Below are 20,901 nucleotides of genomic sequence, written 5' to 3' on the forward strand. Positions count from 1 at the left end.
CGCGCCGCGCGCGCATATTCCTCTTCGAAGATCAGCGCGTAGTCGCCCTTCACGGGCACGCCGTTCTCGTCGTAGCGGCGATAGCGTTCGACCGAATCGACGAAGAACAGCGACAGCACCTTCACGCCGCGCTCGGCGAGGCGCAATTCCTTGTCGAGATGCTCGCGGATCGTGCGGCGGATCATCTCGCGCTGCACGGCTAGCGTGTCGATGTCGCCGAACGCCTCGCCGAGCGACAGGAACGCCTCGCCTTCCGGGTGACGCAGCTCGACGTATTCGGCGCCCTTCACCGCATGCACCTCGCCGATCCGCAGCCCCGCATACAGCGCGCGCTTGGTCAGGCGCTCCAGATCGTCGCCGTCGGTGGTCGACACGATCTGGCGCTTCACGCCGGCCGCGGTCGCGACGTCGAGCTCGACGCGCGCGCTGATCGCGCCGCGCCGGTTCGACACGCCGATGAGCCGCACGTACGGCTTGTTGTGCGCATCCTCGACGATCGCCGACGCGATCTCGATCTGCTTGACGAGCTTGCGCTCGTACGCGTCCACCGCATCGAGCCGGTACACCATGTGGTGCCGGTCGACGTGCGTGGCCGAATAGCGCAGCGTGCAGAGCGGCGCCATCGCGCCGAGCGCTTCGCGCCCGCGCCCTTCGAGGCCGCCGTCGACGCTTTGCGGCTCGTCGACGATCACGATCGGCCGCGTCGCGCGGATCAGGTCGATCGGCTTCTCGCCGCCGGTCTTCTCGCTGTCCTTGTAGAGGTTGTTGATCTCTTTCTTGTTGATCGCGGCGACCGTCATCACCATGATCTGGATCGCCGCGCTCGCCGCGAAATGGCGCACCTGGCCGAGCTTCGCGGAGTCGTACAGGAAGTAGTCGTACGGCACGCCCGCGTACAGCGCGCGGAAGTGATCCTCGGTGATCGCGAGCGTCTTGTGCACGCCTTCCTTGATCGCGATCGACGGCACGACGATCACGAATTTCGTGAAGCCGTAGCGGCGGTTCAACTCGAAGATCGTGCGCAGGTACACGTAGGTCTTGCCGGTGCCGGTCTCCATCTCGACGGTGAAGTCGCGCGAGCCGGGCAGGCCGGACGGCGGCAGGCCGCCGCGCAGCTGCACGTCGGCGAGATTGCGCGCGAGCGCGTCGTCGGTCAGCGACAGCCGGTTGCCGACGCCTTGCTCCGATACCGCGAAGCCGAGCGAGCCTTGCGCGGCGGCCGTCGTGCCGGGCGCGGCGTTCGCGAGCACGCTGAAGTCGCCGCGATACGATTCCTGGCCGCGAAACAGGTCGCAGACGGCGTCGATCGCCTCGCGCTGGTAGTCGAGATCCGCTTCGAAATGCAGCCGCATCACAGGCTCCGCACGCGCTTCACGCCGTGCTGTTCGAGCAGCGCGGCGAGATTGAGCTTCGCGACGTCGTCGACGAAGCCGCTGTCGCGGAACAGGCACGTGACGTCGTGCGACGCGCCGGTCGCATCCAGCAGGTCGACGATGCCGTCGGCGAGCGGGCCCGCGTCGTCGCGCGAGATGCGCGCGTCGAAGCACGCGACGATCGCGCGGCCGATCAGGTGCACCGTCTTGCCGGCCACCTGGTGATGCTCGACCGGCGTGCACAGGTCGAGGCCGAGCTTGAGCGTCAGCTCGGCGAGCAGGTCGTCCTCGGTGCGGCCGGTCTTCACGTGCTCGACGGACGCGAAGAGGGCATGGTCGAAGTCGTCGCGGCGCGGGTCCCACTCGATCACGTTGGTCGTGTCGAGCCGGTACACGCGAAAGCCGAGGTCGCCATAGCTTTCCGGATAGTCGCGCGCGACCTGCTGCGCGGCGCGGCGCAGGCGTTCCTTCGTGATTTCGGCGAGCGTCAGCGGCTTTTTCAGCTTCGCGCAGAAATCGGCGGCCGCGGCTTGCGTCTTGTCGCGGCGGTCGAGCGCCTCGGGCAGCTGCACGAGGATGGCGCGGCGCGCGCCGCCGTCGGTCGCGTTCACCTGCATCACCGCGTGGCCGGTCGAACCGGAGCCGGCGAAGCAGTCGAGCACGATGTCGTCGCCGCGCGTGCACCAGCCGATCACGGCCGCCGCGAAGTCGACGGGCTTCGGCAGGTCGAACGGGATGCCGAGCGCCTTCAGCAGCGCGTCGTCGGAGCCCGCGAACGGCAGCACCGACGGCACGTTCTCGTACATGTTCTCGTCGAGGTAGTAGATCCGCTGCGGCTGCGTGGTTTCATCCGGGCCGAATTCGATCTGGCCGCGCTCGAGCAGCGCCTGCATCGTCGCGGGCGGGTTGCGCCAGCCGCGCGCCGGCATCGCGCACGGCTTGCCGGTGACCGGATGGATCAGCGGCGTGAAATATTCGTCCGGCGCTTTCTTCTTGTTCGGCCACGCCATCGACACGAGGCGGTACACGCGGCCTTCCGGCGACAGCCGGTCGTACATCACCTCGCCGCCGGACAGGTTGGTCTGCGCCTTCATCCACGCGCGGTACGCCTTCTGCGCGTCCTTCGGGTTGCCGCTGCGGTACACCGCGTCGTGCGCGGCGTCGAGCATGCGCTGCGCGTTGCGCTTCGGGCGCTTGAGCGGCGCCTGCTCGAGCAGCGTCTCGGCGTTGCGCGCGAACAGCACCAGCGATTCGTGCTGATACGCGATGCCGCGCGCATCGCCCTTCGGATTGCGCTTGTCCCACACGGCCACGCCGAGCTCGTTTTCCTCGCCGAAGATCTCTCGCAGCATCAGCACGAGCGCATGCACTTCGTGCTCGTCGATGTGCACCGCGATCAGCCCTTCGTCGGACAGCAGCGCGTGCGCGAGCTTCAGGCGCGGATACATCATGTTCAGCCAGTCGGTGTGGAACCGGCCGTTCGCCTCGGTGTTGGTGCTGCGCTTCACGCCGGCGTCGGTCTGGCCCGTCATCGCCAGGTAGTGGCGGATGCTGTCGCTGAAGTCGTCCGGATAGACGAAATCGCTGCCGGTGTTGTACGGCGGGTCGATGTAGACGAGCTTCACCTTGCCCGCGTAGCTCTTGTGCAGCAGCTTCATCACGTCGAGGTTGTCGCCCTCGATCAGCAGATGGCGCGTGTCGTCCCATGCGACGCTGTCTTCGGGGCAGGGCCGCAGCGTGCCCGTCGACGGCGTGAGCGCGGCCTGGCGCGCGGCGCGCTTGCCGTGCCAGTGAAAGCCGTAGCGCTCGTCGGCATCGCCGACCGTGCGGTCGCCGACCAGCGCCTTCAGCACGTCGACGTCGACCGACGCGCCGTCCGGGCCTTCGGTCACGAGTTCGGGGAACAGCGCCTTCAGGCGCGCGACGTTGTCGGCGGTGAAATCCGTCGACATCGCCTGCGGGCTGGCCGCATCGAGTTTCTGCATCGTCTTTTCCATCGGAGCCCGGCCGCGCGCGCCAGGACGTCGGGCGCGCTCACGGCACCGGCGGCAATGGCCGCCCGGGCAAACCCGAAACGCTAGCGAGTCGGTCGGCGCAGGTCAAGCACCGATGTGAGCCGAACGTGCTGGTATCGGCCGCGATCGACCGCCGGACGGGGCGGGAGCGGGGGGCCGGCCGGTTGTCGCACGGGGCGGGCGCGTCGCGGCTGCGGAAAGGACGAAAAAGGGGCACGGTCGGAATCGAATGCCGGGATGCCAGCAGGGAGAATCGCGGAAGGAAAGTGCGGCACGGGCACGACGAGTGCGGCCCGCATGAGGCGGAAGAGGTCTATGTGCGTCGGCAGCGCGCCTACCGCCACCCGATCAGCACCCGCCCCATCGCATCGACCCCCATGTCGAACAGGTGCGACACGAACGGCACCAGGTTCGGAATCATCAGCTGCACGAGCAACAGCCCGACGATCAGCGTGACGGGAAAGCCGATCTGGTACATGCCGATCTGCGGCGCCGCGCGGTTCAGGATGCCCAGCGCGAGGTTCGCGATCAAGAGCGCCACGACCACCGGCAGCGACAGCAGGAGCCCCATCTCGAACACGGTCGCGCCGAACGCGGCGAGCGTGCGCCAGCCCGGCGCGTGCAGCAGGTCGCCCGATACCGGCAGCGACTGGAACGACGCGGCGAGCGCCGCGAACACTTGCAGGTGGCCGTCCACCGCGAGGAACGCGAGCATCGCGACCGCGTTCAGGAACCGGCCCATCGCGGGCGTCGCGCCCTTCGAATGCGGATCGAAGAAGGTCGCGAAACCGAGCCCCATCGACAGCCCGATGAAGTCGCCGGCCGCCTCGACGGCCGCGAACACGAGCTGCATCGTGAAACCCATCGCGACGCCGATCAGGAACTGCGTGACGAGGATCCAGATGCCCGGCGCGGAGAACACGGTGACGTCCGGCATCGCGCCGAGCGTCGGCGCGACGACCAGCGCCATGAACGCGGCCACGCCGATCTTCACGCGCACCGGCACGGCCGCGTGACCGACCATGGGCGCCGTCGCGACGAGCGCGAGCATCCGCACGAACGGCCACAGGAAAGCGGTCAGCCAGCCGTTGAGCTGCGCGTAGGTAACCGAGAACATCGCGGGAAAGGAGAGCCGGACGCGCGACTCAGCCGGCGCCGAGCGTCGCGACGTGCAGCAGCGTCTGCCGCAGGTAGTCGAGCATCGTCGTCAGCATCCACGGGCCGGCGATCACGAGCGTCGCGGCCACCGCGAGCAGCTTCGGGATGAACGACAGCGTCGCTTCGTTGATCTGCGTCGCGGCCTGGAACAGGCTCACGACGAGGCCGACCGCGAGCGCGACCAGCAGCAGCGGGGCCGCGAGCAGCAGGCCGACCATCATCGCCTGGTGCGCCAGCGTCATCACTTGTTCGGGCGTCATCGCGCGTGTTCCTCCGCTTAACTGAAGCTCTGCGCGAGCGAGCCGATCAGCAGTTGCCAGCCGTCGACCAGCACGAACAGCATCAGCTTGAACGGCAGCGACACGGTGGACGGCGACACCATCATCATCCCCATCGACATCAGCACGCTCGCGACGACCATGTCGATGATCAGGAACGGGATGAATACCGTGAAGCCGATCTGGAAGCCGGTCTTCAGCTCGCTCGTGACGAACGCGGGCACCAGCAGCGACAGCGGCACGTCCTCGGGGCCCTGCATCGGCGCGGCCTTCGAGATCTTCGCGAACAGCGCGAGATCGGTCTCGCGGGTCTGCTTCAGCATGAAGGTCTTGAACGGCGCGACGCCGCGCTGCACGGCCTGCTCCATCGGCATCGAGCCGTCGGAGAACGGCTTGTAGCCGTCGTTGTACGCCCGGTCGAGCACCGGCGACATCACGAAGAAGGTGAGGAACATCGCGAGGCCGACGAGCACCTGGTTCGGCGGCGTCGTCGCGGTGCCGAGCGCCTGGCGCAGCAGCGACAGCACGATAATGATGCGCGTGAAGCTCGTCATCATCAGCAGCATCGCCGGCAGGAACGACAGCATCGTGAGCAGCAGCATCGTCTGCACGCTCAGCGAATAGGTGGTGCCGCCGTGCGGGCCCGGGCTCGCGTTGAACGCGGGCAGGCCGTTCGCCTGCGCGCAGGCGAGCGCGGGGGCGAGACAGAGGATCAGCACGGGCGCGACGCGCGACGCGTGACGCAGGAATGCGTGTTTCATCGGAATGCGGGGACGAAAAGAGGGCGCGGCGCCATGTCAGCGGTCCTTGCCGCGACCGAGGCGTTTCGCGGCTTCGCCCGCGAGCGCGTCGCGAAACCGCGCGCCGAACGTGCCGGGCAGGGCGCCGTCGGACGGATGGCCGCCGGCGGGCGCGTCGGCCGAGGTCGAACCCGCGGTCGCGGTAGCCGCCACCGAACCGGCCGGCAGCGTATGCAGCAGGCGTACGTTGCCCGGCGCGACGCCGAGCACGAGCCAGGTGTCGCCGATCTCGACGATCGTCGCGCTTTCCTTCGCGCCGAGCCCGACGCTCGACACGACCTTCAGCGGGCCGCCGCGTCGCGCGGGCTGGAAGCCGAAGCGGCGCGCGAGCCATGCGCACGCGAATACGAGGCCGATCACGACCGCGAGCCCGACGAGCGTCTGCAGCACCGCGCCGATGCCGAGCGACGGCACGGCCGAGCCGACCGTCACGCTCGACGCGATCGAACCGGCGTGGTTCACCGCGTTCATGTCGGCGGCGCCGGCCGGCGTGCACGCGAGCGACGCGGCAGTGGCGAATGCCGCCGCTGCAATCGCGTTGCACACGCGCCGGCCGGACTTCACGACATTCATCGATTCAGCTTCCGGATGCGTTCGGCGGGCGTGATGATGTCGGTCAGGCGAATACCGAACTTGTCGTTGACGACCACGACTTCGCCCTGTGCGATCAGGCAGCCGTTCACGAGCACGTCCATCGGCTCGCCGGCCATGCCGTCGAGCTCGACGACCGACCCTTGCGCGAGCTGCAGCAGGTTGCGGATCGCGATCTTCGTGCGGCCGAGTTCCACGGTCATCTTGACCGGGATGTCGAGGATCATCTCGATGTCGTTGTGCGTCGAGCTCGCCGCGGCCTTCGACAGCGGCTGGAACACGCCGGCGCCCGTCGCACCCGCCTGCACCGGCTGCTCGTTCTGCTCGGCGAGCGCGGCCGCCCAGTCGTCGAGGCCCTGCTCTTCGTCGGCCGCGGCCGGCGCCTTCGCGTCGGCGGCCGACGCCGCGACGGCCGCATCGGCCATCGCCTGCATGTCGTCGTCGGGCGTCTGGTTCAGCTCACTCATATCCACCTTCCTTCATCGAATCGCTCGCGCTGATCATCTTCTGCACGCGCAACGCATATTGACCATTGAAAATTCCGTAGCCGCATTCCATCACCGGCACGCCGTCGACCTTCGCGGTGATCGTGTCCTCGATCTCCAGCGGCAGCACGTCGCCCGCGCGCAGGTTCAGGATTTTCTCGAACGTCGACGAGATCTCGGCGAGATTCGCGGTCAGCTCGACCTCGGCGGCCTGCACCTGCTGCGACAGCACGCGCACCCAGCGGCGGTCGACTTCGAGCGCCTCGCCCTGGATCGGCGAGCTGAGCACGTCGCGGATCGGCTCGACCATCGAGTACGGCATGCAGATGTGCAGCGTGCCGCCCGTCGGCCCGAACTCGATCGAGAACTGCGTGACGATCACGATCTCGTTCGGCGTCGCGACGTTCGCGAACTGCGTGTGCATCTCCGAGCGCACGAATTCGAACTGCAGCGGCCGCACGCTCTTCCACGCGACCGTGTAGTGCTCGAACACGAGGTTCAGCAGCTTGCCGATGATCCGCTGCTCGGTGGCCGTGAAATCGCGGCCCTCGACGCGCGTGTGGAAGCGCCCGTCGCCGCCGAACAGGTTGTCGACGACGAAGAACACGAGGTTCGGGTCGAACACGAACAGCGACGTGCCGCGCAGCGGCTTCACGTGCACCAGGTTCAGGTTCGTCGGGATCGGCAGGTTGCGGGTGAACTCGCTGTACTTCTGCACCTTCACCTGGCTGACGGAGATTTCCGCCGTGCGCCGCATGAAGTTGAAGATGCCGATCCGCAGCAGGCGCGCGAAGCGATCGTTGATGATCTCGAGGCCGGGCATCCGGCCGCGGACGATCCGCTCCTGCGTCGCGATGTTGTAGGGGCGGACGCCCGATGTGTCGCGCTGCTCGTCGACCGAATCGGTTTCGCCCGTGACGCCCTTGAGGAGGGCATCGACCTCCTCCTGGGACATGAACTCCTGGTGACCCATACGCGCTCCTTTTGCGGCCGCGTTACTGGACGACGAACTCGGTGAACAGCACTTCGTCGACCTTCGCGCGCTGGTTGCCCGGCTGGGTCGGCTGCTCGATCAGCTCCCGCAGCTCCGTCGCGAGCGACCGTTTGCCGTCCGGCGTCGCGAGGTCCTCGGGATGCTTGTTCGACAGCGCGAGCAGGATCCGGCTGCGGATTTCCGGCATCCGCGCGGTCAGTTGCTCCTGCGCTTTCGGGTCGGTGAGCTTCAGCGACAGGCCGACGCGCAGGTAGTGCTGCACGCCGTCGTCGGACTGCAGGTTCACGGTCAGCGGGTCGAGCGGGAAGAACACCGGCGCGGCAAGCGGCGCCGGCTCGGCGGGCGCGCTCGCGTGGCCGACGCCTGCCTTGCTCAGGAACACGTACATGCCGCCGGCGGCGGCGGCAGCCGCGCCCACCGCGATGACGGCGATGAGCGCGATGCGCTTGAACTTGCCGGAGGAAGCCGGCTTGTCGGCGGTCGGGGTTGCAGTCGTGGCCATGTGAATGCGTGCGTGATGTCTCGTAGCATGCATTGTTCGGCATCCGGGCCGAGGCCGATGGGCGGAAAAGAGGGGGGAATTGCGGCTATCTCAGCCGATTGTCGGCCGGGTGTCGGCCAGATGTCGGCGCGATGCGGGGCAGGAACGGCGGGGAAACGATCGGGCGGGGGCGCGGCGGAATGCGGCCGGCGGGACCGAAGCCGGGGGCCGTCAGGCGAGCGGCGCGACGGGGCGGCCAGCGGCGCCCGCCCGCGCATCCCTCGTCAGATCGGCAGCAGCGACAGCAGCGGCGCGATCAGCACCATCGCGACGCCCGCGATCATCATCGTCAGGCTCGACACGACGCCTTCCTCGCTGCCGATCTCGCGCGCCTTCGCGGTGCCCACGCCGTGGGCGGCCGCGCCGAACAGCGCGCCGCGCGCGAGCCGCGTGCGCATCGGCACGAGCGCGAGCACCAGTTCGCCGAGCAGCATCCCGCAGATGCCGGTCGCGATCACGAAGAGCGCCGTGAGATCCTTCGGCGCGTGGATCTTGTCGGATACGGCGAGCGCGAACGGCGTCGACACCGAGCGCGTCATCAGCGAGCGCTGCAGCTCGGGCGACAGGTGCAGCAGCTTCGCGAGCAGCAGCGATCCGCACACGCCCGCGCCGATCCCGACCGCGACGCCGACCGACAGCGACAGCCAGTGGCGGCGGATCAGCTCGCGATAGTCGTAGATCGGCACCGCGAACGCGATCGTCGCCGGGCCGAGCAGCCACATCAGCCAGCGCGTGTCGCGGAAATAGACCGAATACGGGATGCCGGTCAGCAGCACGAGCAGCACCAGCACGCCGGGCACGAACACGAGCGGCGAGAACAGCAGCGTCTTCTTGTACGCATAGAGCCGCTTCGACGCGAAATACAGCACGATCGTCAGCACGAAGCAGCCGACGGAGATCGCGGTATTCACGCGGTCGGCGGGCAGGTTCGCTAGCGCGGCGAGCATGGGCGGCTCCGGCTCAGTGCGCGACGGCGCTCAGGCGCGCGCGGCGGCGTTCGGCGAACACGCGCTGCACGGCGAGCCGGCGTTCGAGCTTCGCGGCGAGATCGACCGCGACGGCCACCGCGACCATCACGAACGCGGTGCCGGCGAGCATCACCAGCGCGATGCGCCAGCCGTCCTCGCGGAACAGCCCGCCGTACTGCACGGCCGCGACGGCGGCTGGCACGAAGAACAGCAGCATGTCGGACAGCAGCCAGTTCGCGCCGTCCTTCACCCATGCCGGCGCGACGCGGCCCGAAAACAGCAGCACGAGCAGCACGGCAAGGCCGATCACGCCCGACGGAATCGGCAGCCCGACCTTGCGCACGGCCCAATCCACCGCCATCCACAGCACGCCGAGTGCGGCGGCCTGCAGCACGATCCGGCCCGTGTGCGCGAGGCTGCCCGAAGCGGCAGGGCGGGCGGCGGCAGTGGCGGTCGGCTTGTTCATGGCGGGGCTCCCTACGGATGTTTCTGTCAATGGAGCAAGTATAGGGTTTCCCCTAACCATAAATAAAATGACTTGTCTCTATCCTTGTCATTCCAATTCGGAATTCGCTTGCATTCAGCTGCACCAATCTGGGGAGTGATCGATGGAATTGCGCGCGCTGCGGTACTTCGTCGAGGTGGTTCGTCAGCAGAGCTTCACGGCGGCGGCCGACAAGCTGTTCGTCACGCAGCCGACCATCAGCAAGATGGTGAAGGCGCTGGAAGACGAGATCGGGTCGCCGCTGCTGCTGCGCGACGGCCGGCAGATGGTGCTCACCGACGCCGGGCGGATCGTGTTCCAGCGCGGCCAGGACGTGCTCGCCGCGCAGGCGCAGCTGCAGTCGGAGCTGAACGATCTCGGCACGCTCGGGCGCGGCGAGCTGACGATCGGCATCCCGCCGCTCGGCGGTTCGCTGTTCACGCCGATCATCGCCGCGTACAAGCAGCGCTACCCGAACATCGAGCTGAAGCTGTTCGAGCAGGGCGCGCGGATGATCGAGGCCGCGCTGACGTCGGGCGAGCTGGAGCTCGGCGGGCTGCTGGAGCCGGTCGATCCCGGCACGTTCGAGCGGCTGCCGATGGTGCGCGCGCCGCTGTGGCTCGTCGCGCCGCGCGAGTCGCGCTGGGAGGATCACGCGGCCGTGCCGCTCGCGGATCTCGCGCGCGAATCGTTCGTGTTCTATGCGGAAAGCCTCGCGCTGCACGACGCGGTGCTCGATGCGTGCCGGCAGGCCGGCTTCACGCCGTCGATCGTGAGCCGCAGCGGCCACTGGGATTTCATGGCGGCGCTCGTGCATGCGGGCGTCGGCATCGCGCTGCTGCCGGAGCCGTATTGCCGGCGGCTCGATGCGGGCCAGTTCACGTGCCGGCCGATCGTCGAGCCGGAAATCACGTGGGCGATCGCGCTCGGCTGGCTGAAGAAGGGCTACCTGTCGCACGCGGCGCGCGCGTGGCTCGACGTCGCGCGGGCGACGCTGCCGCTCGCGCCGAGCGACGATCTGGCGTTCGGGGGATTGCGGGCGAGGGAGTGAGGGCGGGGCCGCCGGGCGACGAAGCGAACGGCGAAACGAAAAGGGCGGCCGTCATGGCCACCCGCCGGATCGTCAATGCCCCATCGCCGGCCCCGCGCCCTGCTTCGGCTTCGTGATCCACACGAGCGCCGCGAGCGCGATGAACATCACCGCCGACAGGTGGAAGAAGTCGTTGGTCGCCATCATGAAGCCTTGCTGCGTGACGAGCTGGTTGAGCTGCGCATTGGCCGTCTGCCCGACGATGCCGAGCTGCGCGAGCGCGCCCTGATAGTCGGTCGTGTTCTGCGCGTAGACGCTCACCGATTCCGACAGCCGCGCATGATGGTAGATCGCGTCGTTCTCCCAGAACGTCGAGCTGGCCGCGGTGCCGATCGCGCCGGACAGCGTGCGCAGGAAGTTCGACAGCCCCGACGCGCTCGCGAGCCGCTCGTCGGAAATGCTCGACAGCGTGATCGTCGTCATCGGCACGAAGAAGCACGCGACGCCGATGCCCTGCACGAGCCGCGGCAGGATCACGTGGTTGAACGGCACGTCGAGCGTGAACGTCGCGTTCCACAGCGACACGCCCGCGAACACGATGAACGCGAAGCTCGCGACCATCCGCAGGTCGAGCCGGGGCATGTTGCGCCCGATCAGCGGCGACAGCACGAGCGCGAGCAGCCCGACCGGCGCGGTCGCGAGGCCGGCCTTGCCGGCCGTGTAGCCCATCACCGTCTGCAGCCACAGCGGGAAGATCACGACCGAGCCGAAGAACGCCATGAAGCCGAACGAGATGATCAGCGCGCCGAGCGCGAAGTTGCGGTCCTTGAAGAGCGTGAGGTCGACCACCGGCTCCTTCTCGGTCGCCTCCCACACGAGCATGAACGCGATCGACACGACCGCGATCAGCGCGAGCGCGACGATGAACGACGAGTTGAACCAGTCGCGGTCCTTGCCGAGGTCGAGCATCATCTGCAGGCACGACACGCCGATCACGAGCAGCGCGAGGCCGATCGCGTCGATCCGCTGCTTCGACGTCTTCGTCTCGCGGCCGCGCAGCAGGAAATACGCGCAGGTCGCCGAGAACACGCCGATCGGCAAATTGATGTAGAAAATCCACGGCCACGTGTAGTTGTCGCTGATCCACCCGCCCAGCAACGGCCCGAAGATCGGCGCGACGATCACCGTCATCGCCCATAGGCCGAGCGCGAGCCCGCGTTTCGCGGGCGGGTAGCTGCGCATCAGGATCGTCTGCGACAGCGGCACCATCGGCCCCGACACGAGGCCCTGCAGCAGCCGGAATGCGATCAGCGTCTCGAAGTTGGTCGCCAGGCCGCACAGCGCCGACGCGATCGTGAACGCGAGCACCGACAGCGTAAACAGCCGCACCTCGCCGACCCGGCGCGCAAGCCAGCCGGTGAGCGGCACCGCGATCGCGGACGCGACCGAGTACGACGAAATCACCCACGTGCCCTCGCTCGTCGCGACGCCGAGGCTGCCCGAGATGGTCGGCACCGCGACGTTCGCGATCGACGTGTCGAGCACTTCCATGAAGGTGCCGAGCGCGAGCCCGACGGTCAGCAGCGCGAGCGCGCCGCCGGTCAGCGGCGCCGGTTCGGCGGCGGGGGAGGGGGCGGATGCCGTAGTGGCGGACATCGGAATCTCCTAGATGCGGCGCGCGGGGCGCGCCGGCACAACGCACGGGCGCGCGACGCAGCGCGGCCCGGCCGGGTGGAATGAAAAAGGGGAAAAGCGGAGCGCGTGCCGCGTCATCTTCTGCCCAGACAGAGAAATAAGCGAATGCTTAACCTAGACATGAAGGCTCCGCGCACATCAGCAGTCGGGTTCGTCGGGCTTCGGGCAGCCGGTCGAAGCGGGCCCGTTGGCGATGAAGCGCTGCAGCAGGGCGATGAGCGTCGCCAGTTCGTCGGCCGAAAAGCCTTCGAGCTGCGCGTTCAGCACGGTCGCGACCAGCGACGGCAGTGCGCGGGCGGCTTCGATGCCGCGCTCGGTCAGCGACAGCTCGATCATTCGGCGGTCCTGCTCGCTGCGCGCGCGCGCGATCAACCCCTTGCGTTCGAGGCGGTCGAGCATGCGCGTCATCGAGCCGCTGTCGTACGACATCTTGCGCGACAGTTCGAACGGCGTGCGCGCGTAGCCGCGCGACAGCAGCAGGATCACGCCGATCTGCTGCGCGGTGAGGTCGAGCGGCTCGAGCGCGCGATCCATCCGCTCGACGAGCGCCTGCTTCGCCTTCGACAGGTAATAGCCGAGGCTCGTTTCCAGCGCGATGTTCTGGGGATCGTAGAGGCCGCTGGTCATACGATTGCGCGCGCAGCAATAGTGCGTTTCGGGTTTGAACGCGCCCAGTATCTTGAAAAATGATTGCTTAGTCAATATTATTTGAGTCAACCAGTTACGACGTGCATGTTGCACTGCCGGAGACTATGTTCTGACCGATTGGCCCGCACTGCCGGGCACCGAGGATGTTCGCGATGCTGTTCCTGAAAAATGCCGCCGGCGCGCTGCGCCGCAACCTGACCGATACCGCTCATCATGTGTTCTCCGGGCCGCACCGCGGCTGGAAGATCGCGCTGTACGTGACGATGCTGGTCGTGCCTGGCGGCTCGCTCGTGGCGCTCGGGTTCGCATGGTTCGATCATCGCCGGCAGCGCAACGCGAAGGGCGGCGCCCGCCGCACGAGCCAGCCGGCCGCAACCGAGCCGTCGACATGGCGGGCCGCCGCCGAGCCCGCCCCGCTGCCCGCGCGCTGCCATTGATGCCGGCACCGCTTCCGCTTTCCGAACGTCCCGCCTGTCCCGCCCGATCGTCGGCCGCGCCACACGCGGCCGGTGTCGTCGCCCGTTCGCACGCCCGTTTTCCCGCAAGCCAGCCGTAATGGCCGGTAAACCGGCCGGCCGCGCCGGTAACACATTCGGGCCGCCGCGCACCGTACCCTTAGGGCTGCGCAGCTTTCCCGCCGTCAGTTACCATTTGTCCGCCAGCGGCATGACGACCGCATCGCGCGGCGCCGCTCGCCGGCCGTCACGCCCAGACAGGAAAACCACCATGCCGTACGCCCCCCTCCCGCGCGCCGTTCGCCCGCTGAGCGCCGCCGTCGCCCTTGCGACGGCCGTGCTGCTCGCCGGCTGCGCCGTCGGGCCCGACTACCACCGGCCCGACACGTCGATCCCCGCCGCCTTCAAGGAAGCGCCTGCCGGCTGGAAAGTCGCGCAGCCCGCCGATCGCGCCGACCGCGGCGCGTGGTGGACGGTCTACAACGATCCGCAGCTCGATACGCTGATCGGCAAGCTCAACGCATCGAACCAGACCATCGCGCAATCGGCGGCCGCCTACCGGCAGGCGCGCGCGCTCGTCACCGAGGCGCGCGCCGTGTATTTCCCGACCGTCGGGCTGACCGCATCGGGCTCGCGCGCGCGGTCGCCGCGCACGTCGCTGTCGTCGGGCGCGTCGTCGAATTTCGGCAGCGGGTCGACCGGGTCGATCAACAACAGCTACAGCGTCGGCCTCGACGCCAGCTGGGAACCCGACCTGTGGGGCAAGGTGAGCCGCACCGTCAGTGCGCAGCGCGCCGGCGAAGCGGCGGCCGCGGCCGATCTCGCGAACGCGCGGCTGTCGCAGCAGGCGCTGCTCGCGCAGACCTATTTCCAGCTGCGCACGTCCGATGCGCTGCAGAAGCTGCTCGACGACACCGTGAAGTCGTACGAACAGTCGCTGAAGCTCACGCAGAACCAGTATGCGCAGGGCGTCGCGGCCCGCGCGGACGTGATCCAGGCGCAGACGCAGCTGCAGAGCGCGCAGGCCGCGCAGATCGACAACGGCGTCGCCCGCGCGCAGTACGAGCATGCGATCGCGACGCTGATCGGCGAGCCCGCGTCGACCTTCTCGCTGCCGCCGAACCCGCTCGCGGCCGAGCCGCCGATCACGCCGGTCGACGTGCCGTCCGCGATCCTCGAGCGCCGGCCCGACGTCGCGGCGGCCGAGCGCCGCGCGGCGGCCGCGAACGAGCAGATCGGCGTCGCGATCGCCGCGTTCTTCCCCACGCTGACGCTGTCGGCCAGCGGCGGCTTCCAGAGCTCGGTGTGGTCGCAGTTGTTCACGCTGCCGGCACGCTTCTGGACTGTCGGCCCGCAACTCGCGGCCACGCTGTTCGACGCGGGGCTGCGCGCCGCGCAGACCGACGCCGCGCGCGCGACCTACGACCAGGACGTCGCCGCCTATCGCCTCGCGGTGCTCACCGCGTTCCAGGACGTCGAGGACAACCTCGCGTCGCAGCGCATCCTCGCGCAGGAAATCGACGTGCAGCGGCAGGCCGTCGACAGCGCCGAACACGCGCTCGCGATCGTCACGAACCAGTACAAGGCCGGCACGGTCGCGTACCTGAACGTGCTGACCGCGCAAACCACCGCGTTCACCGCGCAGCAGAAGCTCGCGACGATCGCCGGGCAGCGGATGGTGTCGTCGGTCGGGCTCGTGAAGGCGCTCGGCGGCGGCTGGGACGTGTCGGAGATGGCGCGCGAGAACGGCGACATGGCGGCGCCGGCGCCTTTGCCGGCGTCCGGTGCGGCCGCGGCCACCGCACCGTCGGCCGCGCCGCTCGCGCAGAAGTAGGAAGGGAGGCGGGCGACGCGCGCACTCAGCGCTGCGCGTCGCCGAAGATCAGCGAAACCTGGTTGTTGCCGATCGGGTGACCGAGCAGGTTCAGCAGCCCCGCGAGGTTCGCCTGCTGCTCAGGCGCCGCATGCGCGGTCCCGCGGAACGATCCCTGGCCGGGGCCGAAGCTGCCGTGCCCGTCGAGGAACAGCGGCCCCTGCGTCGTCGACAGGTCGAGATCGGCGCCCGCGCCCTTCGCCTGCAATACCGCGCGGTACGAACCGAGCGGCTTCACGCGCGACACGCGCGAACTCATCGAATCGATCGTCACCGTCAACTGGCCGAACGCGTTGTTGCCGATCAGCCGCCAGTCGGTCCAGCCGAGCCGCACGTCGCCCTGCAGGTCGAGCGTGTTGAACGGCGTGCCGAGCCCCGTGAGCAGCGACGCAGGCACGGCCATCGTGCCCGCCGACAGCACCGCGCCGCGCCACGTCGCATCGAGCGTGACCGCATCGGGCATCGCTTCGGTCTGCCGCATGCGCATCTGCACGCGCCCGGTCAGCAGCGGCCAGAAGCGCGTGGTCCATTCGACCCGTCCCGGCAGCAGCGTCGCCGCGCTCTGGTCGGCGCCCGGCGCGAGCATCAGCGTGCCGGAGCCGTGCCACAGCGACCCGTCCGGATCGACCAGATTCACATGGCCGCCGGTCGCCCGGGCGAACTGCGGCGCGATCCACGCGGCCGGCGCGAGCGCGACGAGCGTCACCGCCGTCGCCACACCGCCCGCCAGCGCCCACGGCAACACGGCGACGAGCCGTCTCACCCACGGCCGCATCGGCCGGCCTTCGTTTGCGTCATCCACTGCCGTCATCTATTTCTGGACGGAAGGTTGCATCACGGCCGTCAGGTCCACCTGGCCGTCTTCCTTCAGCGCCGTCGCGTGGGCTTCGCCGACCTGCACCTTGAACTGCCGGCGCGCATCGTCGAGCCACTGGGTCCATGCCGGGAACGACACGTTCTTCATCTGGATCTGCACGCCGTTGCCGACGATCTGCACCTGCGCGCCCTGCAACCCGTGATCGGACAGCGACGCGCTCAGCGCATCCTTCAGCGCGAGACCGGTCGGCGCGACGCCCTGAGCGGCGGCCGTCAGCGATTTCGCCTCGTTCGCCTGCGCGGTCATCTGCGCGAGCTCGTGACGCATCGTCGGCAACGCGCGCTGGATCCGCGCACGGCCCTCCTGCGCGGGCGACCACAGCACCGAATACGCGATCGCGACCGCCAGCACGGCGCCGCCCCAGCCGAGCAGTGTCTTCTCGCGCGGCGAGCGCTCGCCCCAGAACTGGGCCAGCGTCTGGTTCAGTTGTTCGGTTTTCATGAGCGGCTCCGGATCGTCCATTTGCCCGTGTTGCTGTCGACTTCGCCGGACAGTCCGTTACGCGCGAGGCGCTGCGTGAAATCGGGATCGACCTTGACCTCCGGCTTGAAGCCGACGTCGAGCCGCCGGTCGTGATAGTCGAGCGACGCGATGCCGTTCAGCGGCAGCGCGCCCATCGAGCGCGACAAGCCGCTCGACAGCGCGAGGAAATCGTTGGGCGACAGCTCGCCGGCAGCCAGCCGAAGCTGGTCGAGCTGACGCTGCATCTGCGCGGGCGGGTCGAGCACGGTGGTCGTCTTCGGGAAGGCAGACAGCAGCGTCTCGGTGATCTGCGCGGACAGCGCATCGCGCTCGCGCGACAGCTTCCACCAGTGCAGGTTCATCCCGATCACCGCGACGCCGAGCGTCGCCGCGGCCAGCGCGATCGGCACGCGCAGGCGCTTCACCGTCGCGCGGTCGAAGCGCCACGGCTGCGATTCGAACTCGAACTGGCACAGATCGAATTTCTCGGCGAGCGCCCGGCGCGCGAACGTGTCGAACGACAGCGGCGCGGCGCCCGGCAGCAGCGGGCCGTCGGTGCGGCCGACCGACGCGAGCCGCGGCTCCGCGCCCGGTTCGCCGAGCTCGTACAGTTCGACGTCGCCGCCGCCCGCGAGCGCGGCCAGCGTGCCGGCCGCGCGCGACGCGGGCGCCGCGAAACCTTCGCCGAGCGCGCCGCGCGCGACCGCCAGCTCGAGGCGCGGCGCCCCGGCCGCGGCCGCGGCCGGCAGCGCGCCGGCTTCGACGAGCACCGGCTCGATCGCCGTAGCGAGCCCAAGCACCGCGGCGACCGTCGCCGGGCGGGCAGGCGGCTCGATCGCATCCGCGACGAGCGCGGCGGCGGGCTCGCCGTCGGCCAGCGCGGCCGATGCGGCCTCGGCCGATCCACGCGGCGCCGGCAGGCAGCGGGTCGCGGGCACCGCGCTCAGGTGCCGATGGCCGGCCGCGGTGAACGCGTCGCAGATCGCGCGAAACCACGCGCGATCGACGACGGCCAGCACGCGGCGCCCGTCGGGCAGCGGGGCCGGATCGAGCGCGATGTGGCAGCCGAGCGGATCCTGGATCAGCTGATCCTCGACGATGTTGGGCAGCGCCTGGCGCAGCTTCGGCCCCTTCAGCGGCGGCACGGTCGCGGCCAGCAGCAGCACGTCGCGCGCGGCGACGATCAGCACCGTGGCGTTCGCGCGCGGCAGCAGCGCGAGCGCGGCGCGGCCCGCGCGCTGCACCTGGCCGGCCTTGTCGACGAGCGCGAACGGCAGCTCGGGCCACTGCCATTCCTGCAACGGCACGGCAGGCTCGCGCGGCGGCAAAGAAACAATCAACGTGCTCACAAGAGCTCCTCTCCCGATTGGCGTCGTTATAGCTGGTCGCGGATGCGCACGACCCGTGTCGAGTGCGTGGTCGGATCACGATACACGAGCGAGGTGCGATCGACCTCCGCGCGTTCGTGCTGGATCCGGCCGTGCACGATGAAATAGCTCGAATTGACGTCGACGAGGCTCGAGTCGATCGTCACGTTCGGCGGCGCGCCGGCGCCGCGCAGCGCGAGCTGCACGTCGCCGACGTTGCGGAAAAACACCGTCTCGCGGCGCGCCACGAGCGCCTGCGCGGACGACACGCTCATTCCCGGTATCAGCGCGGCGATCACTTCGGCCGGCGCGGTGTTCATGTTCACCGGCGTCGTGGTCGGCAGCACGGTGACGAACGGGCGCAGCCGCGCGACCATCTCGGGCGTCACGCCGTCGACGTCGAGCAGGCTGTCGACGCGCGTCATCATCAGCGGCGCGGGCCCGCGGTCGCCGCCGGCCATCCCCGGATCGTCGGTGAAGCCGCTGCCCTGCAGGTCGCCGCTCGTCACCGGCGCGGTCGCGGCATTCGCGGCGGTCCCGCCGCCGCCGGGCAGGTTCGGCATCTGGAACCGCGTGGCCGAATGCAGCAGCCCCGCGCGCACCTGCAGCGCGATGCGCTTCGCGAACGCGCTGTCGTAGCCGAGCGTCGTCAGCAGGCGCTGGAACACCTGCATCTGCGTGACGTTCAGCTGCAGCACGCCGGGCGCCGGCGACGACACGAGGTTGCGCAGGTTGAACTTCGCCTGCGCATCCTCGATCGAGCCGGACAGATAGGTGTCTTCGGCGTCGGTGTCGTTCGGCGCGCCGATCCGTCCGAGGAAATCCGACAGCTTCGTCTTCGCGATCGGCACGCCCCAGATCCCGCCGAGATACGTGATGCCGGGCGCCGTATCGCCTTCCGAGCGCAGGATCATCCGCGTCCAGTCGAGCGCGCCGCGCGCGACCCACTGCGCCTGCGCGATCACGCGCTGGTTCTCGATGCGGCGGATCTGCACTTGCTGGCGCCACAACATCCCCGAGACCAGGATCGCCGACAGCGCGACCACGAGCAACGCGGTGATGATCGCGGCGCCGCGCTGGCGGCGGGCACGCATTCGACGGACAGGGCGCGCACGCATCGTCATTCCCCGACGAGGAAGATGCGCGTGACCGGCACGCGCAGCGACGTGGCGCCGATGCTGACCTGCAGCCCGGTCACCGCGCGCGCCGGCGGCGCATTGCCGATCTGCGGCACCTTGAGCGCGTCGTTGTTCTGCGCGAGCGCTTCGTCGGCCGTCTGCAGGTTGGTGGTCCAGCCCACGCGCGGCACGTAAAGCTTCGCGTCGATCGCGCCGACGCCGCCCATCAGCGCGACCCAGCTCCAGCCTTCGACGCTGCTGTCCTTCAGCAGCGTGCGCAACCGGTTCGTGTCGTCGATCGGCGGCGACGCATAGCGCACGACGCGCCCGCCGGCGATCCGGTAGCGGACCACCTGCAGCCGCGGCGCGACGCCCGGCACGTCGAGCTCGCGCACGATCTGCAGCGTGTTGCCGGCGACGCCGATCGCCGGCTGGCCGGCCTCGTCGTCGGTCGCGGCGAGGCGCGCGTCGATGCGCATCTGGTCGAACATCTGCGCGAACACGCGTTCGTCTTCCATCGCGGCCGCGACCTTGTCGCGACCGCGCATGATCTGGTCGAGCCCGCGCCATGCGAGGATCGCGACCACCGCGAGAATCGCGATCGCGATCATCAGCTCGATCAGCGTGAAGCCGCGGGCGGGGCGGGCCACGGGGGCGGACGGGCGGCGCATCGGCGCGTCAGAGCGGACGGCTGGTTTCATTCGCGACCACCGTCACCATCTGCGCGAGCACGCCGGCACGGCCGGGCATGCTCACCGAAACCCGCACGCGCCGGAACACCGGGTTCGGCGTGGTGCTCACGCGCTGCGTGCAGACGAGCTGCACGTTGCCTTGCGAGCAGTCGAAACTCTGTTCGCCGACTTCCGGCCACGCATGCGTGAGCCGCAACTGCGCGAGCGCGTTGTCGGCGCTCCAGCCGGCCAGCAGCCGGCGATGCAGGTCGGACGCATTGGTCGCCATCGTGCCGACCGCGCGAATCGACGCCGCGAGCGCGACCGCGATGATCGCAAGCGCGACCAGCACCTCGATCATCGTGAAGCCGCGGGAGGAAGAAACGGGGAAGGGCAGGCGACGACGCATCGTCATTGCACCTCGTAGCGGCCGTTGCCGGTGCCGACGATCGTCGCGCTGCCGGCGGCCGAATGCAGCGTCACGCGCACCGGCGTGTCGATGCTCTCGGTGCCGAACACGAGGCGATTCGCGCGCGTGTCCGAGCCCGGGTAATCGATGTCCGCGCCCGTGACGCCGCCGTCCCAGTCGCGCGGGCGCAGCAGGTCGTCGCGCAGCGTGCGCCAGCCGTCTGGCGAGCTCACGTCGAACTGGAAACCGTGCGCGGTCGGCTGCCACGCGATCGGCCGCGCGCGCACCTGCGCTTCGTCGCCGGCCGTCTCGAACAGCAGCGCGAGGCGCTGCGCTTCCTCGCGCAGGTCGGTGCGCGGATTGCGCGTCAGCGACAGCGACGCGAGCGACACGAGCAGCCCCGCGATCACGAGCACGACCAGCATTTCGAGCAGCGTGAAGCCGCGCGCGCGACGCCGCGCCGCGCGGGGCTTCGTCAACCCGCCATCGGCACGTGCCGGTACGGACGGCACCGCACCGCGACGCACACGGCAATCGCGGCCGCAGCGGAAGGTCGTGCGAATGGCGAGCATGAAGAACGGAAATGAAACGTCGGGTCGATCAGCGCCG

The 20,901-nt window shown here is 69.3% G+C and carries 23 protein-coding genes; 3 read left to right on the forward strand and 20 right to left on the reverse strand.

Annotation, left to right across the window (positions count from 1 at the left end):
* From AC3IFE_RS16750 to AC3IFE_RS16800, 11 genes are all read right to left on the reverse strand, one after another.
* Positions 1–1,352 (reverse strand): DEAD/DEAH box helicase family protein (locus AC3IFE_RS16750; RefSeq protein WP_489191210.1); only part of this gene is annotated, 1,352 nt, incomplete at its 3' end.
* Positions 1,352–3,370 carry a site-specific DNA-methyltransferase gene (locus AC3IFE_RS16755; RefSeq protein WP_489191211.1) on the reverse strand — a complete coding sequence of 673 codons (2,019 nt, stop codon included), beginning with the start codon at positions 3,368–3,370 and terminating at the stop codon, positions 1,352–1,354. The genes AC3IFE_RS16750 and AC3IFE_RS16755, both read right to left, overlap by 1 nt.
* Before the next feature lie 352 nt (positions 3,371–3,722).
* Positions 3,723–4,505 carry a flagellar biosynthetic protein FliR gene (gene fliR / locus AC3IFE_RS16760; protein WP_489191212.1) on the reverse strand — a complete coding sequence of 261 codons (783 nt, stop codon included), beginning with the start codon at positions 4,503–4,505 and terminating at the stop codon, positions 3,723–3,725.
* Between the two features lie 28 nt (positions 4,506–4,533).
* Positions 4,534–4,806 (reverse strand): flagellar biosynthesis protein FliQ, encoded by a 273-nt coding sequence (gene fliQ, locus AC3IFE_RS16765; protein ID WP_006401718.1) that lies wholly within the window; start codon positions 4,804–4,806, stop codon positions 4,534–4,536.
* A 17-nt stretch (positions 4,807–4,823) separates the two neighbouring features.
* Entirely contained in the window at positions 4,824–5,585 is a 762-nt protein-coding gene (fliP, locus tag AC3IFE_RS16770; protein WP_489191213.1) for a flagellar type III secretion system pore protein FliP, read from the reverse strand.
* A gap of 36 nt (positions 5,586–5,621) precedes the next feature.
* Positions 5,622–6,197 carry a flagellar biosynthetic protein FliO gene (fliO, locus tag AC3IFE_RS16775; RefSeq protein ID WP_089466276.1) on the reverse strand — a complete coding sequence of 192 codons (576 nt, stop codon included), beginning with the start codon at positions 6,195–6,197 and terminating at the stop codon, positions 5,622–5,624.
* A complete protein-coding gene (gene fliN / locus AC3IFE_RS16780) occupies positions 6,194–6,682 on the reverse strand; it encodes a flagellar motor switch protein FliN (RefSeq protein WP_489191214.1) in 489 nt (162 codons plus the stop codon). Before fliN ends, fliO begins: the two co-directional genes overlap by 4 nt.
* Positions 6,675–7,673 carry a flagellar motor switch protein FliM gene (fliM, locus tag AC3IFE_RS16785; RefSeq protein WP_089466278.1) on the reverse strand — a complete coding sequence of 333 codons (999 nt, stop codon included), beginning with the start codon at positions 7,671–7,673 and terminating at the stop codon, positions 6,675–6,677. The genes fliN and fliM overlap by 8 nt, the downstream gene beginning before the upstream one ends.
* A gap of 22 nt (positions 7,674–7,695) precedes the next feature.
* Positions 7,696–8,196, reverse strand: coding sequence for a flagellar basal body-associated protein FliL (fliL, locus tag AC3IFE_RS16790; protein WP_089466279.1), 501 nt, complete (start codon positions 8,194–8,196; stop codon positions 7,696–7,698).
* A 263-nt stretch (positions 8,197–8,459) separates the two neighbouring features.
* Positions 8,460–9,182 carry an LrgB family protein gene (locus AC3IFE_RS16795; RefSeq protein WP_489191215.1) on the reverse strand — a complete coding sequence of 241 codons (723 nt, stop codon included), beginning with the start codon at positions 9,180–9,182 and terminating at the stop codon, positions 8,460–8,462.
* 13 nt (positions 9,183–9,195) lie between these two features.
* A complete protein-coding gene (locus tag AC3IFE_RS16800) occupies positions 9,196–9,669 on the reverse strand; it encodes a CidA/LrgA family protein (RefSeq protein WP_089466280.1) in 474 nt (157 codons plus the stop codon).
* A 142-nt stretch (positions 9,670–9,811) separates the two neighbouring features.
* On the opposite strand from AC3IFE_RS16800, the gene AC3IFE_RS16805 reads away from it, so the two are divergent.
* Complete coding sequence (locus AC3IFE_RS16805) at positions 9,812–10,738, forward strand: LysR family transcriptional regulator (protein WP_089466281.1); 927 nt, start codon at positions 9,812–9,814, stop codon at positions 10,736–10,738.
* Positions 10,739–10,810: 72 nt separating this feature from the next.
* Here the strand turns inward: AC3IFE_RS16805 and AC3IFE_RS16810 are convergent, their stop codons facing one another.
* Positions 10,811–12,373: a DHA2 family efflux MFS transporter permease subunit gene (locus tag AC3IFE_RS16810; RefSeq protein ID WP_489191217.1), complete on the reverse strand. Its 1,563-nt coding sequence runs from the start codon at positions 12,371–12,373 to the stop codon at positions 10,811–10,813.
* Between the two features lie 177 nt (positions 12,374–12,550).
* Positions 12,551–13,039, reverse strand: coding sequence for a MarR family winged helix-turn-helix transcriptional regulator (locus AC3IFE_RS16815; RefSeq protein WP_489191219.1), 489 nt, complete (start codon positions 13,037–13,039; stop codon positions 12,551–12,553).
* Positions 13,040–13,212: 173 nt separating this feature from the next.
* On the opposite strand from AC3IFE_RS16815, the gene AC3IFE_RS16820 reads away from it, so the two are divergent.
* Positions 13,213–13,497: a multidrug ABC transporter ATPase gene (locus tag AC3IFE_RS16820; RefSeq protein WP_489191221.1), complete on the forward strand. Its 285-nt coding sequence runs from the start codon at positions 13,213–13,215 to the stop codon at positions 13,495–13,497.
* A gap of 289 nt (positions 13,498–13,786) precedes the next feature.
* Positions 13,787–15,349, forward strand: a complete 1,563-nt coding sequence (locus AC3IFE_RS16825) for an efflux transporter outer membrane subunit (protein ID WP_489191222.1) — start codon at positions 13,787–13,789, stop codon at positions 15,347–15,349.
* Between the two features lie 25 nt (positions 15,350–15,374).
* Here the strand turns inward: AC3IFE_RS16825 and AC3IFE_RS16830 are convergent, their stop codons facing one another.
* Genes AC3IFE_RS16830 through AC3IFE_RS16860 form a run of 7 tightly spaced genes read right to left on the reverse strand, consistent with a single transcriptional unit; the run spans position 15,375 to position 20,864 of the window.
* Positions 15,375–16,163, reverse strand: a complete 789-nt coding sequence (locus AC3IFE_RS16830) for a type II secretion system protein N (protein WP_089466437.1) — start codon at positions 16,161–16,163, stop codon at positions 15,375–15,377.
* A 36-nt stretch (positions 16,164–16,199) separates the two neighbouring features.
* Complete coding sequence (locus tag AC3IFE_RS16835) at positions 16,200–16,706, reverse strand: type II secretion system protein M (RefSeq protein ID WP_301739580.1); 507 nt, start codon at positions 16,704–16,706, stop codon at positions 16,200–16,202.
* Positions 16,703–18,076 (reverse strand): type II secretion system protein GspL, encoded by a 1,374-nt coding sequence (gene gspL / locus AC3IFE_RS16840; protein ID WP_489191224.1) that lies wholly within the window; start codon positions 18,074–18,076, stop codon positions 16,703–16,705. Before gspL ends, AC3IFE_RS16835 begins: the two co-directional genes overlap by 4 nt.
* A gap of 26 nt (positions 18,077–18,102) precedes the next feature.
* Positions 18,103–19,212: a type II secretion system minor pseudopilin GspK gene (gene gspK / locus AC3IFE_RS16845; protein ID WP_089466439.1), complete on the reverse strand. Its 1,110-nt coding sequence runs from the start codon at positions 19,210–19,212 to the stop codon at positions 18,103–18,105.
* A 2-nt stretch (positions 19,213–19,214) separates the two neighbouring features.
* The gene (locus tag AC3IFE_RS16850) at positions 19,215–19,913 is read right to left on the reverse strand and encodes a PulJ/GspJ family protein (RefSeq protein ID WP_489191225.1); all 699 of its coding nucleotides are present in this window, start codon (positions 19,911–19,913) and stop codon (positions 19,215–19,217) included.
* Positions 19,891–20,292: a type II secretion system minor pseudopilin GspI gene (gspI, locus tag AC3IFE_RS16855; RefSeq protein WP_489191241.1), complete on the reverse strand. Its 402-nt coding sequence runs from the start codon at positions 20,290–20,292 to the stop codon at positions 19,891–19,893. Before gspI ends, AC3IFE_RS16850 begins: the two co-directional genes overlap by 23 nt.
* A gap of 2 nt (positions 20,293–20,294) precedes the next feature.
* Positions 20,295–20,864, reverse strand: coding sequence for a GspH/FimT family pseudopilin (locus AC3IFE_RS16860; RefSeq protein WP_489191226.1), 570 nt, complete (start codon positions 20,862–20,864; stop codon positions 20,295–20,297).
* Positions 20,865–20,901 lie beyond the last annotated feature (37 nt).

It is taken from the genome of Burkholderia sp. APQ4-4ca, from assembly GCF_057837105.1.